Annotated in this window: 15 protein-coding genes; 1 reads left to right on the top strand and 14 read right to left on the bottom strand. The window is 60.5% G+C overall.

The window, feature by feature from the left end; genetic code table 11:
• Positions 1-336 precede the first annotated feature (336 nt).
• Positions 337-2340 carry a fructose-specific PTS transporter subunit EIIC gene (locus I2D41_RS08935; RefSeq protein ID WP_195364282.1) on the bottom strand — a complete coding sequence of 668 codons (2004 nt, stop codon included), beginning with the start codon at positions 2338-2340 and terminating at the stop codon, positions 337-339.
• Between the two features lie 272 nt (positions 2341-2612).
• Between I2D41_RS08935 and I2D41_RS08930 the strand changes: the two genes are divergently transcribed.
• Positions 2613-3470, top strand: coding sequence for a MurR/RpiR family transcriptional regulator (locus I2D41_RS08930; RefSeq protein ID WP_229030323.1), 858 nt, complete (start codon positions 2613-2615; stop codon positions 3468-3470).
• Positions 3471-3529: 59 nt separating this feature from the next.
• Here I2D41_RS08930 and I2D41_RS08925 read toward each other — a convergent pair whose 3' ends face one another.
• From I2D41_RS08925 to ruvX, 13 genes are all read right to left on the bottom strand, one after another.
• Complete coding sequence (locus I2D41_RS08925) at positions 3530-5158, bottom strand: DNA repair protein RecN (RefSeq protein WP_195364281.1); 1629 nt, start codon at positions 5156-5158, stop codon at positions 3530-3532.
• Positions 5148-6008 carry an NAD(+)/NADH kinase gene (locus I2D41_RS08920; protein WP_195364280.1) on the bottom strand — a complete coding sequence of 287 codons (861 nt, stop codon included), beginning with the start codon at positions 6006-6008 and terminating at the stop codon, positions 5148-5150. Before I2D41_RS08920 ends, I2D41_RS08925 begins: the two co-directional genes overlap by 11 nt.
• Positions 6005-6808, bottom strand: coding sequence for a TlyA family RNA methyltransferase (locus I2D41_RS08915; RefSeq protein ID WP_195364284.1), 804 nt, complete (start codon positions 6806-6808; stop codon positions 6005-6007). Before I2D41_RS08915 ends, I2D41_RS08920 begins: the two co-directional genes overlap by 4 nt.
• A 35-nt stretch (positions 6809-6843) precedes the next feature.
• On the bottom strand, positions 6844-7083 hold the full coding sequence (locus I2D41_RS08910) for an exodeoxyribonuclease VII small subunit (protein WP_195364279.1): 240 nt from the start codon (positions 7081-7083) through the stop codon (positions 6844-6846).
• A 2-nt stretch (positions 7084-7085) separates the two neighbouring features.
• Positions 7086-7670 carry a transcription antitermination factor NusB gene (gene nusB, locus I2D41_RS08905; RefSeq protein WP_195364278.1) on the bottom strand — a complete coding sequence of 195 codons (585 nt, stop codon included), beginning with the start codon at positions 7668-7670 and terminating at the stop codon, positions 7086-7088.
• A 3-nt stretch (positions 7671-7673) separates the two neighbouring features.
• Positions 7674-8036, bottom strand: coding sequence for an Asp23/Gls24 family envelope stress response protein (locus tag I2D41_RS08900; protein ID WP_006233982.1), 363 nt, complete (start codon positions 8034-8036; stop codon positions 7674-7676).
• Between the two features lie 24 nt (positions 8037-8060).
• Positions 8061-8624, bottom strand: a complete 564-nt coding sequence (efp, locus tag I2D41_RS08895) for an elongation factor P (protein WP_117757241.1) — start codon at positions 8622-8624, stop codon at positions 8061-8063.
• A 159-nt stretch (positions 8625-8783) separates the two neighbouring features.
• Positions 8784-9914: a M24 family metallopeptidase gene (locus tag I2D41_RS08890; protein ID WP_117635154.1), complete on the bottom strand. Its 1131-nt coding sequence runs from the start codon at positions 9912-9914 to the stop codon at positions 8784-8786.
• Between the two features lie 132 nt (positions 9915-10046).
• On the bottom strand, positions 10047-11156 hold the full coding sequence (locus tag I2D41_RS08885) for a hypothetical protein (RefSeq protein ID WP_195364277.1): 1110 nt from the start codon (positions 11154-11156) through the stop codon (positions 10047-10049).
• Complete coding sequence (locus I2D41_RS08880; protein ID WP_195234994.1) at positions 11153-11686, bottom strand: shikimate kinase; 534 nt, start codon at positions 11684-11686, stop codon at positions 11153-11155. The genes I2D41_RS08885 and I2D41_RS08880 overlap by 4 nt, the downstream gene beginning before the upstream one ends.
• Positions 11687-11694: 8 nt before the next feature.
• Positions 11695-12192: a YqeG family HAD IIIA-type phosphatase gene (locus tag I2D41_RS08875; RefSeq protein ID WP_195364276.1), complete on the bottom strand. Its 498-nt coding sequence runs from the start codon at positions 12190-12192 to the stop codon at positions 11695-11697.
• Between the two features lies 1 nt (position 12193).
• Positions 12194-13627, bottom strand: a complete 1434-nt coding sequence (mltG, locus tag I2D41_RS08870) for an endolytic transglycosylase MltG (protein ID WP_229042312.1) — start codon at positions 13625-13627, stop codon at positions 12194-12196.
• The gene (ruvX, locus tag I2D41_RS08865) at positions 13620-14048 is read right to left on the bottom strand and encodes a Holliday junction resolvase RuvX (protein WP_195234993.1); all 429 of its coding nucleotides are present in this window, start codon (positions 14046-14048) and stop codon (positions 13620-13622) included. Before ruvX ends, mltG begins: the two co-directional genes overlap by 8 nt.
• Positions 14049-14062: the final 14 nt, after the last annotated feature.

Genomic DNA, 14062 nt, shown 5'->3' with positions numbered 1-14062 from the left:
GACGGAAAGCACATTAAGTGCTTTCCTTTGCGTGCGGAACTCGCGACAAACTTAATCGCCCCGCCCGGCGGGCGAGCTGCGGAAACTCGGTCGGTCCAGAGCAATATCGGCGGAACGGAATTCTGGCTGAGGATCTGTTCGCGACAAAGACTCAATGGGCAGTTCCCTCTATGTCCTTCTGTAAGTTGCGGTGAAATAGGGACTGATTTTGCGGTTGAAACGTTTAAACAGTCCCTATTTCACCGCAACTTACAGAAGGGAATGAAAAAAGGCGGGGGCTCCGGGTGGAGTCCTCGCCTTTATTACAGGGGGCGATGTTATTCGCGTACCGTGGAATTAGACCAGGCGGGCGTTGATCGTCTTGGCGATCTCGGCGGCGTCGGTGGAACCCTTGACGGTGGCACGGAAGTCCTCGTCCATGAGCGCCTCGGCGACCTTGGACAGGATCTTGAGGTGCGTGGTACCGGCCTGGGCACCGGGGATGAGCAGGGCAATAGCCACGTTGACGGGAGCGCCGTCCATAGTGTCCCAACCGGTCACGCCGGACTCGTCCTTGACGACGATGACGGCAGCCTCGGTAATGGCGTCGGACTTGGCATGCGGGATGGCGAAGCCCTCCATCATGCCCGTGGTGCCCTCGGCCTCGCGGGCCAGGAAGGCGTTCATCACGGCGTCGGCGTCGCTGGCGATACCGGCCTTGACAGCCTGGTTGGAAACGAAGCTCAGGGCCTCGTCACGAGAAGCGAAGTCCTCGGCGACAAAGACATTCTCGACCTTCACGAAGTCGGCAGCCTCGGCCTTGGGGGCCTCGACGGCAGCGGCCTTGGGGGCCTCAACGGGCTTGGCTGCAGGAGCGGCCTTCTGGTTCTTCTCGAAGTCGTACTTCTTGAAGGCCACGAACAGGATGCCACCGACCACAGCGCCGATGAGGATCGCGAGGACCCAAAGCGGACCGTTCTCGACAACGGGCAGGACCAGGAAGCCACCGTGGGGCGCCGGATCGTGGACATTGAACATGATGGTCAGGATCGAAGCGATGGAGGAACCGAGCATCATGATGGGCATGACGGGCCAGATGTTCTTGGTCATGAACGGAATGGCGCCCTCGGTGATGTGGGTGCAACCAAGGATGAGGTTGACGATACCGGCGTCATGATCCTCCTGGCTGAAGTACTTCTTGCCGACGACGACGGCGAAGGTGGTGATCAGCGGCGGAACGATGCAGGCGGCGGAGACGGCAGCCATGAAGTTGGTGCCGAAGTTGTAGGTGTCGGTGCCGACACCGGCGGCCAAGGCCTCGGTAAGCATAGCGGTACCGGTGACGTAGGCAGCCTTGTTGACCGGGCCGCCCATGTCAACGGCGCACATGCAGCCGATGGCAAGACCCAAGACGATGGCGCCAGAAGCGGACAGACCCTTGAGGAAGTCCATCATGGCGGTGTTGATGGCAGCCATGGGGCCGGAGATGCCGAGCATCACGAGGCCGACGATGGCAGTCGAGAACAGCGGGTACAGGAAGATTGCCTTGAGGCCGTCCAGGTTCTTGGGCAGACCGGCAAAGACCTTCTCGAGCAGCAGGATGACATAACCAGCGAGGAAGCCGCCGACGATGCCGCCCAGGAAGCCGAAGCCCACGCCAGCGCCGCCAGCGTCGATCATACCGGTCTCGGCGTTAACGGGCAGGCCCTGGATGGCGATCATACCGGCGACGAAGCCGGGGACGAGCGCCGGGCGCTTGCCGATGGACTCGGCGATGTAGGCGGAAAGCACGGGAACCATGAGGTTCATGGCAATGCCGCCGATGATCTTGAGCATAGCGGCGAAGGTGTTGTAGTCAGACGCCGTCGAATCGAAGGACGTGATGCCCCACAGGAACGAAAGAGCGGTCAGAACACCACCGGCGACGACGAAGACCAGCATGTGGCTGACGCCGTTCATGAGGTGCTTGTAGATAATGTGGCCGACGGACTCCTTCTCCTCGACCTCGTCCTCGACATCGGCAGCGGCGGCAACCGAGTCGTCGCCCTTGGCGCGGAGCGCGCGGTCAATCAGCTTGCCGGCGGCCTCGAGGGACAGGGCCTTGGAAACACCAACGGAAACCATGGGCTTACCGGCGAAACGCTCCGCCTGGACATCCTTATCGGCTGCGACGACGACGGCCTTGGCACCGACGATCTCACCCTTCGTGAGCTCGTTCTCGACACCGACCTGGCCATGGGTCTCGACCTTAATGGTCAGACCGCGCTCGGCAGCTGCCTTCTCCAGCGCCTCCTTCGCCATGAAGGTGTGCGCGATACCGGTCGGGCAACCGGTGGCGGCGATGATGTCAAACTTAGCCATGTGTCCCTCCTTCTTGAGTTCTGCGCCCGCGGGCGCTCCCCTACACGCGCCTCGTGGCGCGCTTTTCCACAACTGAAAGATACCAACCCACCGCTTGCGTGAGAAGAGACAAGTTGCAATTCTCCGGTGAAAGGTTCTTTCATAACCGTAAACGGTAGGTGAAAGTTTACCATCAACACTTGAAACAGCAAGGTGTATCTTGTAATTGAAAATGCCCGTATACTATGGCATTGCAAATCGAGTTAGATTTTCATGCCAACCAGGAGCCATCCATGACCGATAGTAGCAAGAGCGCACTTTCCCTCATTAGTACCCATCAGGGATACAGCGAGTCCGAGCAGCGCATTGTCGACTATATATTGGAGCACCAGTCCGAGGCGCCACGCCTCACGGCGGCTCAGCTCTCGCGCGCCGCTGCCACGTCCGAAGCGACCGTTTCGCGCTTCTGCCGCAAGCTGGGCTTTGGTAGCTTCCGCAGCTTTCAGTTTTCGTTGGCGAGGGATTTGGAAAGCCAGCGCAACGAGGGCCTGACCGACGAGGTCTCGCTCGACAATATGGAGCAGAGCCTCAAGAACATCCTGGCTGCCAAGGTAAGCGAGCTTAATGCGACCATCGACGGAATCGACCACGATACGCTGGCGGCTGTTGTGCATGCCTTTAAGCATGCAGGGGTTATTGAGTTTGCAGCTGTGGGCAATACGAACGCGGTCGCGCTCGATGCGACGTTTAAGTTTTCGCAGCTGGGCCTGCGCTGCATGGCGAGCACCATTAGCGAGACATCAATCGGCTTTGCGCTCACGTTACGCCCGGGTGACGTCATCGTGCTCATCTCAAACTCTGGCAAATCGCGCCGACTGAATCGCATGGCAAAAGCGGCTCGCAACTGCGGCGCAACCGTAGTCGTCATCAGCAGTGACAGCAAATCCCCACTTGCGCGCCTCGCCGACTACACCTTTAATACCGTCAATCACGAAGCGTTGCTGACAACGGGTGACTTCGCGTTCTCCAAGATCAGCGCCACGATGATCATCGAAGTCATCTACAACTTCCTGCTGCCCGAAATTAAAGACGCGCGTGAGCATATCAGCTACTACGAGGAGCTCATCCAGCCGGATAAGGTTGTGGAGTAAAACGCGTAGTGGGACAAAAATTTCAGTCTATTTTGTCCCACCAACACCACTGATACGACCTAACCTCGAGCTTCTTCGAGCATCTGCTTGGCGTGCGCCAGGCTCGCCTCCGATTGATCGCCGCTCAACATGCGGGCGATCTCGGCGGTACGCACTTCGCCGGTTACCTCGTCCAAATGCGTCTGGGGAACATCGCCCGGTTCCTTGCTGACAACATAATGCTTGTCAGCCATGACGGCGACCTGCGCCAAGTGGGTTACGACAATCACCTGATGCGTAGCAGCGAGATCTGCCAGCACACTCGCGAGGGCACGCGCCGTGGAGCCACCGACACCAGCATCGACCTCGTCAAACACCAGCGTATCGACACCGTCCGCGTTACCGAGGACAACCTTACTTGCCAGCATGACGCGGCTGAGCTCGCCGCCCGACGCAATTCGACGCAGGGGACGCGGCGTCAAGCTGGCACCGCTGCGGTATAGCAGCTCGTAGCTCGAAGGACCAACGGACGTCCACTCAGCACGAGGAAGATCACGCGACTCCCAGACGAGCTCGGCGCCGCCCATCTCTAGGCGAGCCATCTGGCGGCCCACCTCGTGGCAGAAGCGCGGGGCCGCCGTATTGCGAGCGCGCTTAAGTGCCCTGGCAGCAGCGAACAGCTCGCGCTCGGCGCTCCCGAGTGCCTCACGCGCCTTTTTGATCTGTTCATCGCCATCATCGACCAGCGAAAGCAGCTCTTGTGAGCGGTCGCGCATGGCAAAGACATCGTCCATGGTCGGACCCCACTGACGCAACAGGCCCTTAAGGTCGGAATACCGCTCACGCATGCGAGCGAGCTCGCGCGGATCGAAGGCGACGCCATCACGATAGGCACGAAGCTCGTTCGTGCAATCCTCAAGGGAGATACAGGCATCCGAAAGCAAATCGGCAATGTCGCCAAGTTTGCGATCGACGGAAGCCATACGGGAAAGTTCTGCCACGGCGCTGTTCACGGCATCGAGCGCTCCCCCTTCAGAGGCAAGCGATGCATGGGCATCATTAGCCGTGGCAACCAGCACCTCGGCATGTTCGGAGCGCGGCAGCAGTTCCTCGAGTTCCTCATACTCGCCCGGTTTGGGGTCGACCTCGCCGATGCGCTCGAGCGCAAAGCGCGCTTCCTCGACGCGGCTCCCCTGCGCACGCGAGGTCTCTTCGACACGTCGAACCTCCTTAGCGGCAGTGCGCGAAGCCTTAAAGCAAGCACGGTAGTGCTCGAGTGCCTCGAGCGCAGAGCGCCCCGCCCACGCATCGACCATCGCAACGTGATGTGCCGGATCGAGCAAGCGTTGGTGCTCGTGCTGGCCGCACAAATCCATCATCACGCCAACGCGCTCCGAAAGCTCGCGCACACTGGCGATGCGCCCGTCAATCTTCACGCGGCTGCGGCCCTCGGCGGAAAGGCTGCGCTGTACGGTGAACCCTTCCATGTCGTGCGGCCCGTCGAAGAGTCGTGCCTCGACGCTCGCGAGCGCCTCGCCCTCGCGCACCGTCGACGAATCCGCGCGCTCGCCCAAAATAAGTTTGAGGGCCGAGAGCAGCGCGGTCTTGCCGGCACCGGTCTCGCCGGTCAGGACAGTCAGGCCGGCACTCGGCACCAACGTCGCCTCGCGAATGAGTGCAATGTTAGAAACCTGCAGCTCATCGATCATGACGCACTCCGTAGAACACACGGCTCACCGAGTTATAGAAGCTCTCGGGGCCGTAATCCAGCAGCAGCACATCGCCGGGACCGCGACGCACAGCCACGCTCTCGACCGTGCCATCGCAGGTAATAAACTGTCCATCGATGGCGATCGCCGGCACGCTCGGGCGATCATCGGACATATAGATTTCGACGACATCACTCGGCGAAGTCAAGAAGGCACGGGCCTGAATGGTGTGCGGCGCAATGGGTACGCAGACCATTCCCGTATAGTCGGGGCTCACGATGGGGCCGCCGGCACTGAGTGCGTAACCCGTAGAACCAGTCGCCGTGGACACGACCACGCCGTCGCCACGCAGTCGATCGATATGGTGGCCCGACACCGTGATGTCGAACTCGACCATATCGGACAGCGGACCGCGGGTAAGCGCCATGTCGTTGAGGGCGAAGGTGCGCACGACATCCTTCGTACCGTCTTCGCGCACGGACACGATATCCGCAGCGATGGTGGCGCGACGGCTCACGTGCAGCTCGCCGGAAAGGGCATCGCTCACGACCTTAAGAATGTCGCGCTCCTCGGGACTCGCAGCAGTTAAAAAGCCCAGGTGACCATAGGAAAGACCGAGGATAGGAATCTCGAGATGGTTGAGGATGCGGGCAGCGCGCAGCAGCGTGCCGTCGCCGCCGAGCGTAATGACCAGATCGGAGCCGTCAATATCAGGCGTGCTTTGAATCTTCGATCGCTGGTCGGCAGCCCATGCGACCTCATAGCCCTGGCGCGTCAGCCAAAGCTCGAGCATCAGGCCGCTCTCGACCGCCTCTTGCTTGTAGTAATTGGGAACCAGAAAGACCTTCATAGCGTTGCAGCTTTCTCGCTCAAAACCGATACCTGGGATTGCAGCTCATCGTCGGCGCGCTCGCCGGGGGCAAACCTCGTGCCGTACAGGAAAAACTCAACGTTTCCCTTGGCACCATGAATGGGCGACACGCAGACATCGACCGGGAACAGGCCCTTGGCAGCAAAGAGTTCAACCGCCGCCACGAGTGTATCGTGGCGCACGGCGGGATCGGTCACAATGCCGCCCTCACCCACCAGCGCCGCCGGAGCCTCAAACTGCGGCTTTACGAGCGTGCAAAACGACCCCGAAGGCTTCAGGCACGCCAGCACGGCGTCGATGATATTCGCGATACTCGTAAACGATACATCGCACACGGCCAGATCGATAGCACCGCCGTAGCCGAGCTCGGGCAACTGCGTCACATTCGTGCGCTCGTGGAGCGTCACACGATCGTCTTGGCGCAGCGACCAATCGAACTGGGCGCGACCCACGTCCACCGAGACAACGGTCGCAGCTCCGCGCTTGAGCAGGCAATCGGTAAAGCCGCCGGTAGAGCAGCCCACATCCAGACAGGCAAGGCCCGTCGGATTGATGCCAAACGCATCAAGTGCGCCTTCGAGCTTAAGACCGCCGCGGCCAACATAGGGAATGCGCCCCTTCACGTGCAGCGGCAGGCCCGGGGTCACCTTAAGGCCCGGCGAAGTCAAGCGCTCACCGCCACTCGAGACCAAGCCGGCCATAAGAGTGCGAAGGGCATCCGCGCGATCGGCGCAGATGCCCTGTGAAATCAGTTCGTCATCAAGACGCACGCGTTTCATGAATGCCATCAACCATTCGTATCCGGAGATGCGGCCTAGCTATCCTGGGATTCGTTTGCCGCATCCTCATCATATTCCTGCTCGAGCTTGTCGGCCTCACGCGGCGTCAGCTCAAACTTGTCGACCATATCGACCGCGCGGGAGCCCAGCTCAATCGCCTCGTCAAACAAATCGAGCGAACGCTCCAAGGAGGTATCCTTGGAACGAACGGCAGCGATGATCTGGTCCAAGCGGTCCGAGATCTCGTCGAAGTTGCGGACGGAACCCTCTGGCATAGCTACTCCTCGACGGAGTCGACAACAGCCTCGGCGGCGTCCGCATCCTCGGCCAGCACGCCAGCCTCAGCCTGGGCAACCGCAACCTTGGCGGCAGCCTCGGCAGCCTGTGCCTCCTCGCGAGCGCGATCTTCGGCCAGCAGCTCTTGGTACAGGTCCTCGCCTGGCAGCTCCTCGCTGCGAGCGATCTTGCCCAGCACGCCGTTGACGAACGAAGCGGACTGGTCGGTGCCATAGGCCTTGGCAAGCTCGACGGCCTCGTTGATTACGATGGCGTCCGAGACCTCCTCGTCGGTGAGGAAGCGCATCTCATAGACGGCGATACGCAGCAAGTTGCGGTCGGCGCCGGGCATGCGCATAAGATCCCAGTTCTTGGCGACGGCGCGCAGAGCGCAGTCGATACGATCGATATGCTCGTAGGCACCGCGGCAAAGCTCCAGCGCATAGGGGTCGAGGGGACCCTTCGAGATCAGGAAATCGCCCTCGAGGACGCGCTCGAGCGGGCTGTCCGTGGCCTCGGCCTGGAACAGCAGCTGCAGCGCCTGACTGCGGGCAAGCGTGCGCCCGCGATAAACCTTAAGGCTCAAAGGTTACTCCTTGGGGAAAACGAGGCCGTCAATGCAAACGTCAACGCGCTCGACCTCGACGCCCACCTGAGCATCGATGGCAGCGACCACGGCGGCGCGAACGGCCTCGGCGAGTTTCTTGAACGGATAGCCAAAGAACACCACGACACGCACGGTGAGTGCGAGCTTGTCGCCGACGACCTCGGCCTCGACCGCCGGCTCGGAAGCAGGGGCCTTGGACGAGAGCATCATGGAGACAAGGTTGGTGGCAAGGTCCTTGACGCCAACGGAGGCGATGCCCTCGACATCCGACACGGCGCGCGAGACGATGGCGGTCAAAACATCGGGCGAAATGCCGATGCCGTCAATCTTGATTTCCTGGGGCATGAGTCCTCCTAGAAGAGTTGGTTGCTAGACGCGGGAGACGAACTTGCCGTCGCGGGTGTCAACCTTGATGACCTCGCCCTCGTTGAGGTACATGGGGACCTGGATGACAGCGCCGGTGTCAATCGTGGCCGGCTTGGTGGAACCCTGGACGGTGTCGCCCTTAAAGCCCGGGTCGGTCTGGACGATGGTGGTCTCGATAAACATCGGCGGGGTCACGCCCATGAGCTCATCGTCGGCGAAGAGCAGCTGGCAAATGTCGTTCTCGCGCAGCCACTTGGAGTTCTCGCCCACCATGTCCTCGGGAACGGGAACCTGCTCATAGGTCTCGTTGTCCATGAAGATGTAGTCGGTGCCATCGTTGTAGAGGTACTGGAACTCACGGGTGGTGAGCATGACGCTCTCGAACTTGGTGCCGGCGTTGCAAGTGTTCTCGACGACGCGGCCGCTCTTGATGTCGCGGGTCTTGTAGCGCACAAACGCGCCACCCTTGCCCGGCTTGACATGCTGGAACTCGACGATGGTGTAGACCTTGTCCTTAATGCGGAGACCGAGGCCGTTCTTGAAGTCGGCGGTAGAAATGGTAGGCATAGCGACCTTTCTTGTTATGGGCAGAACGCACAAGCGTCCAAATTACATACGACCGAAATTATACACTTGCAGACAGCGCCTGCAGCGAGCGCATAAAAAGAGAACGCGGGGCGCCCGAATTGCTCCGGACGCCCCACCCCAAAAATCTATCGAAATGGGCTAGCAATCGATGACGTGCAGGTCGTGCGGGGTCTTGGTGAAGGGCTCGTAGCCGTTCTCGGTGACCACGCCGTAATCCTCCAGGCGCACGCCGCCCACACCGGGCAGGTACACGCCGGGCTCCATGGTGACAACCGAGCCGACCTCGATGATGTTCTTGCTGCGGTTGAAGTTGGGCAGCTCGTGGATGTCGATGCCAACGCCGTGGCCCAGACCATGGTTGTAGTAATCGCCATAGCCGGCATCACCGATGATCTTCTTGGAAAGCTTGAAAATGTCGTTGCCCTCGACGCCCGGATGGATGGCGGCGACGCACTCCTCGTGGGTGCGGCGCACGAGCGCGTACAGGTCGAGCTGCTCCTGGGTAGGCTCGCCCATCACGACGGTGCGCGTCATGTCGGAACGATAGTCGCAGTAGCCCGCGCCGTAATCCATAAGGACGAAGTCGCCCTTCTCGATCACGCGGTCGCTCGGCACGGCGTGCGGGTTGGCGGTGTTGGGACCGCTCGCCACGATGGAGCCGAAAGCCAAGCTGTCGGCGCCGTTGGCGAACATAAAGTTCTCGAGCTCGTTGCGAACCTGCTTCTCGGTCATACCGGGCTTAATAAAGCCGAGCATATGCTGGAAGGCGGCGTCGGTGATCGACTGCGCATGGCGCATGAGCTCAATCTCCTCGGCGTCCTTGATGGCGCGCATCTTGCGGATGTCGTCATGCATCAGCGGCAGCATACAGGCGACGGAGCGGTCCTCCAGGCCGCGCTGAATACCCTGGTAGAAATTAATCTGCATATCGTCCTCGACAGCGCAGACGCGGCATTTGTTGGCCGCGATCTTGCCGGCGACCCAACCGGGGATGGTGCCCTCATCCATGTCGTAGACCCAAGGGCTGCCGGCGGGCGTGTTCTCCTCAAAGCTATTGAGGTAGCGCGAGTCGGTGTGAAACAAGCACTGGTCGGCCGTAATAAACGCAGCGTGCGGGAACTCGAAGGTGTAGTCGAAAACGCCCTTCACGCCCGTAAGCCAACGAAGGTTGGCCTCATCGCGCACGACGATAGCGTCATAGCCGCGCTCAACCATCAGGGCACGGACACGCTCGATACGACCGGCAGGACCGGCAGCAAACTCAGACATGCAGATTCCTTTCTTGTTGTCTCTATATAGACGGGACGGGTCTCAACCGAACGACGGAATCGCATGCGATCCGAAACCGATTGGAAACCCGCCCCTCAACATGATACGAAAGACGATGGAAGTCAATAAATCCTAGAGAAGTTCTTTACGAGAAGCCAGGTAGGCGTGAGCATGGCGCTCAAGAACCTCGTCCTCAACGTTCGTTAGGCGAATGGCGCCGAGTGCCGCGGGCAGCGGCAACATGCTGCGGTTCGAGCGTGCAAACTGCTGCTTGCGGAACTCCTCGATATATGCGGCAGACTCCAGATTGAAGGCAAGTTCCTCGATACCAAAGTCCTCCAAGCAGTCATCGACCTCAAAGACGTAATCGATATCGAAATCGCAGGCATCATGTGCTAGGCGCGCCTCAAAGCGCATGCCCTCGGACAACAGCTGGTAGGCAGGGACCTGCGAAGCGGCATCGCCCAAGCAAGCGCGCAGGGTACGCTCCCCCGTCTTGCCAAAATCGAGCGCATGGCGAGCGCTCGGGTTCGTGGCCATCAGTACGTCCTTGCGGGCAGTCTGAGACCATTGAACGGCATTGACGAGCGCGACCTCCTCGCCCGCGAGAATCTCGGGGACGGTCTCAGTAAACTGATTCCAGCGTGACTCGCTGCTCGAAAGCATGGTGCCAACAAGTACCGCATAGCCGAGCTTGAGGTCCTCGGGGTCCGCCTCGCGAACAAGGTCGAGGTCACACACGACCAAGCCCGGTTCGGGACGGAGCGCGATAGCGGGAAGCGCATTGGCCAACGAGGCGACGAGCGGCTTCATGGTCGTCGCGACCGTGAGCATGGCGTCGAAGGTCGTCGGCAGCAGCGCGCACTCGGTTCGGCCACACCACTGGTTGGCGCACCAGCCAACAACCGAACAGGTTGCGGCATCGCCAACAGCGACAACCAGATCGTCGCAGGTGATGCGGTTGGCAGACAGGGCGCCAAAGATAGCATCGGCGTCGACCAGCGTGGCACCAGCAGGCGAAACCTCGAGGACGAGCAGCGACACGGCAAAACCGGCGTCGACCAGCGCATGCTCGACGACCTCACCAAAACGCTCGGATGTGGCGTCGTTCCAAACCACCATCGCGCGCTTAGGCTTGCCCACGGCCGAGGCAAACATGCGCGGCAGCTCATCGAACGCGCCCAATCCGACGCGGACATCGACACTGCGGTTTTGGAAATTGATCAGTTGACGGCGAATCATAGCAGTCCACACTCCAAAAGCATCTCGGCACAAAGGTAGGAAACGTCCTCGAAGGACTTGTTGCGAATATCAAGGGTAATATCGGCGGCCTGGCGATACAGCGGACGACGATGCTCAAACAGGCGCGCGGCATGCTCGGGCGAACGGAAATCGGGGCGCGTGTCGGACCGACGAATCTGGCGAATCGAATCCTCGAAGTCGCCCTCGAGGTACACGCACGTACCCATTTCGTGCATCAGCTCAATATTCACCGGCGTCTCGACGATACCGCCCCCGCACGAAACCAACAGGCTGCGCTCGCTTTGGAGCGAACGGAGCGCCGAGGTCTCGAGCTCGCGAAAACGATCCTCGCCCTCGGTCTCAAAAATCTCGGTTACCGACTTGCCGCAACGGCGCACGACCAGGCGGTCGGTATCGATAAAACGCCGCTTGAACATAGTGCCGACGTTGCGCGCAAGCGTCGATTTGCCCGCGCCCAAAAAGCCGATAAAGAAGATATGGTCGCAGCCGTGTTTGATGTGCTGAGACATGGCGAAACCTATTCCTCGCAGGGAAGGTCGCGCAGGGCCCGGCGCTCAAGGATACGGAAGATCTGCGTGTACCACAGGTCCTGGGTTGCCTGCGGCTTAACCAGGATAGTATCGACGCCGGCAAAATTGCCGCTCCACACGTCCGTGTAGAGCTGATCACCGATCAGCACCGCCTCGTCGGCCGTGGCGCCGAGGCGCTTAAGACCCGCCTTGAGGGCAAACGGCGCCGGCTTCATGGCGTGGCTGATGGCCTCGAGTCCCAGCTCGCGTGCAGAGCTCATGACCTGGTCGCGATGCCAGTTGTTGGACACCATGCACAGCTTAAAGCCTTTGGCGCGGGCGGCATCGAGCCAAGCGGAAACCGCGGCGGGAACCTGCTCGGTGTCGCGCGGCACCAGGGTGTTATCGCGATCGAGCAGAATGGCGCGTTTGCCGTCGGCCCACAGGGCATCAAGGTCGATGCGATCGACCGAGGCAACGTATCGTTTGGGGCTAAAAATCCTCATGCTAATTCCAAGACTGTTGATGCTCTTCGTAGGTTTGCGAGAAGTACTCCTCGTCCTGCGTAATGTAGAAATACAGGTCATCGGAGTCGGTCGGCTCAAGCGTGGCCTTGAGTGCCTCGAGCGACGGAGAGCAGATGGGCGTGGGCGGCAGGCCCTCATGCTTATAGGTGTTATACGGGCTATCGCTCTGCAGGTCGTCGGCGGTAACCTCGCCACCGGTGACATACATCATGGTCGCATCGCTGTTGAGATAGCGCAGACCGTCGAGCTTGCCGGCAAGGCGGTTGTAGAAGACCGAGGCCACGTGCGCACGTTGATCGGCGTTGAGGCCCTCGCGCTCAACGATAGAGGCCAAGTTGACGATGTCGTAGTCGGACATCTCCACACCATAGCGCTCCTTGATCTTGGCTTCGCAGCTCGCAAAGTCAAGCGACTTGTACTCGGTCTTAAACTGATCGAGCATAGCGCGAATCACGTCATCGACCGTCGGCGAATCGCCCAACGAATAAGTCTTGGGGAACAAGAAACCCTCAAGCGAGTCGTTGGCGGCGCCCTTAAGGAAGCTATAGTCGTCCACGTAGTTGGAGGCCTTAGCCTGGTTGAGGAAGTCTTCCTTAGAGATGCCATCGTAGGCCTGGGCCACACGGTCGGCGACTTGATCGACCGTCAGGCCCTCAGGGATAGTTAGCGCATTGGAGCCCGCGTTGGGACCTTCCATGAGCTGCTGAACAACCTTGGTCGCGTCCATGAGTGTGGTGAACAAATAGGTACCAGGCTTGAGCGACATATCGGCGTTGAGCTTTTTCACCGCCGCATAGTAATCCTTGGGATTCTCGACGATATGGTTCTCGGAGAGAATCGAGGCGATCGTATCGCCCGAAGCACCGTCGGGAATGGTTACCGTAACCTGCTGACCAGCCGTGACCTTCGTATCCTCACCGGCAAAGAAGCCCTTGACGGCCGGCACGACAAAGAAAACGATCGCGACAAGCGCAAGCACCGCCACCACAACGCCGATGATCATGGGAACCGGAGAGCTCTTCTTTTGAGCACCGCGACGAGTATGCGTGTTGTAGCTCGAGCGGGTCGCCGGAGCAACGCCATGCGAACCGCGGGCGTGATGAGAATGCGATTGGGGGGCCTGCGTTCGCTGGGTAGGTGCCTGCTGCTTAAAGCGGGTACCGCCTGCAGGCTGGGCCGTACGAGCAGTGGGCTGCTGAGCCGCGTGAGAAGCCGGATGCTGAACCGAACGAGCAGAAGGCTGCTGACCCGTCCGTTGAACAGGTTGGGCCGAACGAGAGAAGGACTGCACCGGGCGCGCGGCAGGCTGAGCTGCGCGCTGCGTCGGCTGTGCCGGACGCTGGCCAGGCTGGGCAGGGCGCGACGCCGGCTGACGTGTACGATTCGGCTGGCGCGGATCGGAAGCACTAGGCATGCGAAACCTCCTCGTTTTTACGATCGAGCCACGTCTGCAAAAAAAGGCTGGCGGCAATCATGTCGATCTTGCCCCTCATCTGCTTTTCGTTGAGGCCCTGCTCGCGCAGGATATGCTTGGCCTCTTGCGAGGACAGACGCTCGTCCTCAAACTCCAGCGGAAGATCGAGCTCGTCGGCAATCTTTTGCGCCACGGCGGCAACGCGCTCGGCTTGGGGGCCGGGCTCACCGGCCATGGTCAGGGGACGTCCGCTTACCAGGATGTCGGGCTCATAGTCTTCGACCAGGTAGCGGAACGTCTTGGCCATACCGGTGACCTCGGCGGCCGGGAGCACCTTGACGGGCATCGCCATCTTGCCATCACGGCTCGAGACGGCGATGCCAATCCTGGTCTCCCCTATGTCCAGCGCAAGCGCGACCACAGTGACTTCTTAGA

The sequence above is a fragment of the Collinsella aerofaciens genome (genome assembly GCF_015552075.1).
GTDB classification, from domain to species: domain Bacteria; phylum Actinomycetota; class Coriobacteriia; order Coriobacteriales; family Coriobacteriaceae; genus Collinsella; species Collinsella aerofaciens_Y.
This window is presented reverse-complemented; position numbering and strand designations above follow the sequence as displayed.

Coding starts and splice junctions, on each gene's coding strand:
- I2D41_RS08935 (WP_195364282.1), bottom strand. CDS start 2,340: ATGGCTAAGTTTGACATCATCGCCGCCACCGGTTGCCCGACCGGTATC.
- I2D41_RS08930 (WP_229030323.1), top strand. CDS start 2,613: ATGACCGATAGTAGCAAGAGCGCACTTTCCCTCATTAGTACCCATCAG.
- I2D41_RS08925 (WP_195364281.1), bottom strand. CDS start 5,158: ATGATCGATGAGCTGCAGGTTTCTAACATTGCACTCATTCGCGAGGCG.
- I2D41_RS08920 (WP_195364280.1), bottom strand. CDS start 6,008: ATGAAGGTCTTTCTGGTTCCCAATTACTACAAGCAAGAGGCGGTCGAG.
- I2D41_RS08915 (WP_195364284.1), bottom strand. CDS start 6,808: ATGAAACGCGTGCGTCTTGATGACGAACTGATTTCACAGGGCATCTGC.
- I2D41_RS08910 (WP_195364279.1), bottom strand. CDS start 7,083: ATGCCAGAGGGTTCCGTCCGCAACTTCGACGAGATCTCGGACCGCTTG.
- I2D41_RS08900 (WP_006233982.1), bottom strand. CDS start 8,036: ATGCCCCAGGAAATCAAGATTGACGGCATCGGCATTTCGCCCGATGTT.
- efp (WP_117757241.1), bottom strand. CDS start 8,624: ATGCCTACCATTTCTACCGCCGACTTCAAGAACGGCCTCGGTCTCCGC.
- I2D41_RS08890 (WP_117635154.1), bottom strand. CDS start 9,914: ATGTCTGAGTTTGCTGCCGGTCCTGCCGGTCGTATCGAGCGTGTCCGT.
- I2D41_RS08885 (WP_195364277.1), bottom strand. CDS start 11,156: ATGATTCGCCGTCAACTGATCAATTTCCAAAACCGCAGTGTCGATGTC.
- I2D41_RS08880 (WP_195234994.1), bottom strand. CDS start 11,686: ATGTCTCAGCACATCAAACACGGCTGCGACCATATCTTCTTTATCGGC.
- I2D41_RS08875 (WP_195364276.1), bottom strand. CDS start 12,192: ATGAGGATTTTTAGCCCCAAACGATACGTTGCCTCGGTCGATCGCATC.
- mltG (WP_229042312.1), bottom strand. CDS start 13,627: ATGCCTAGTGCTTCCGATCCGCGCCAGCCGAATCGTACACGTCAGCCG.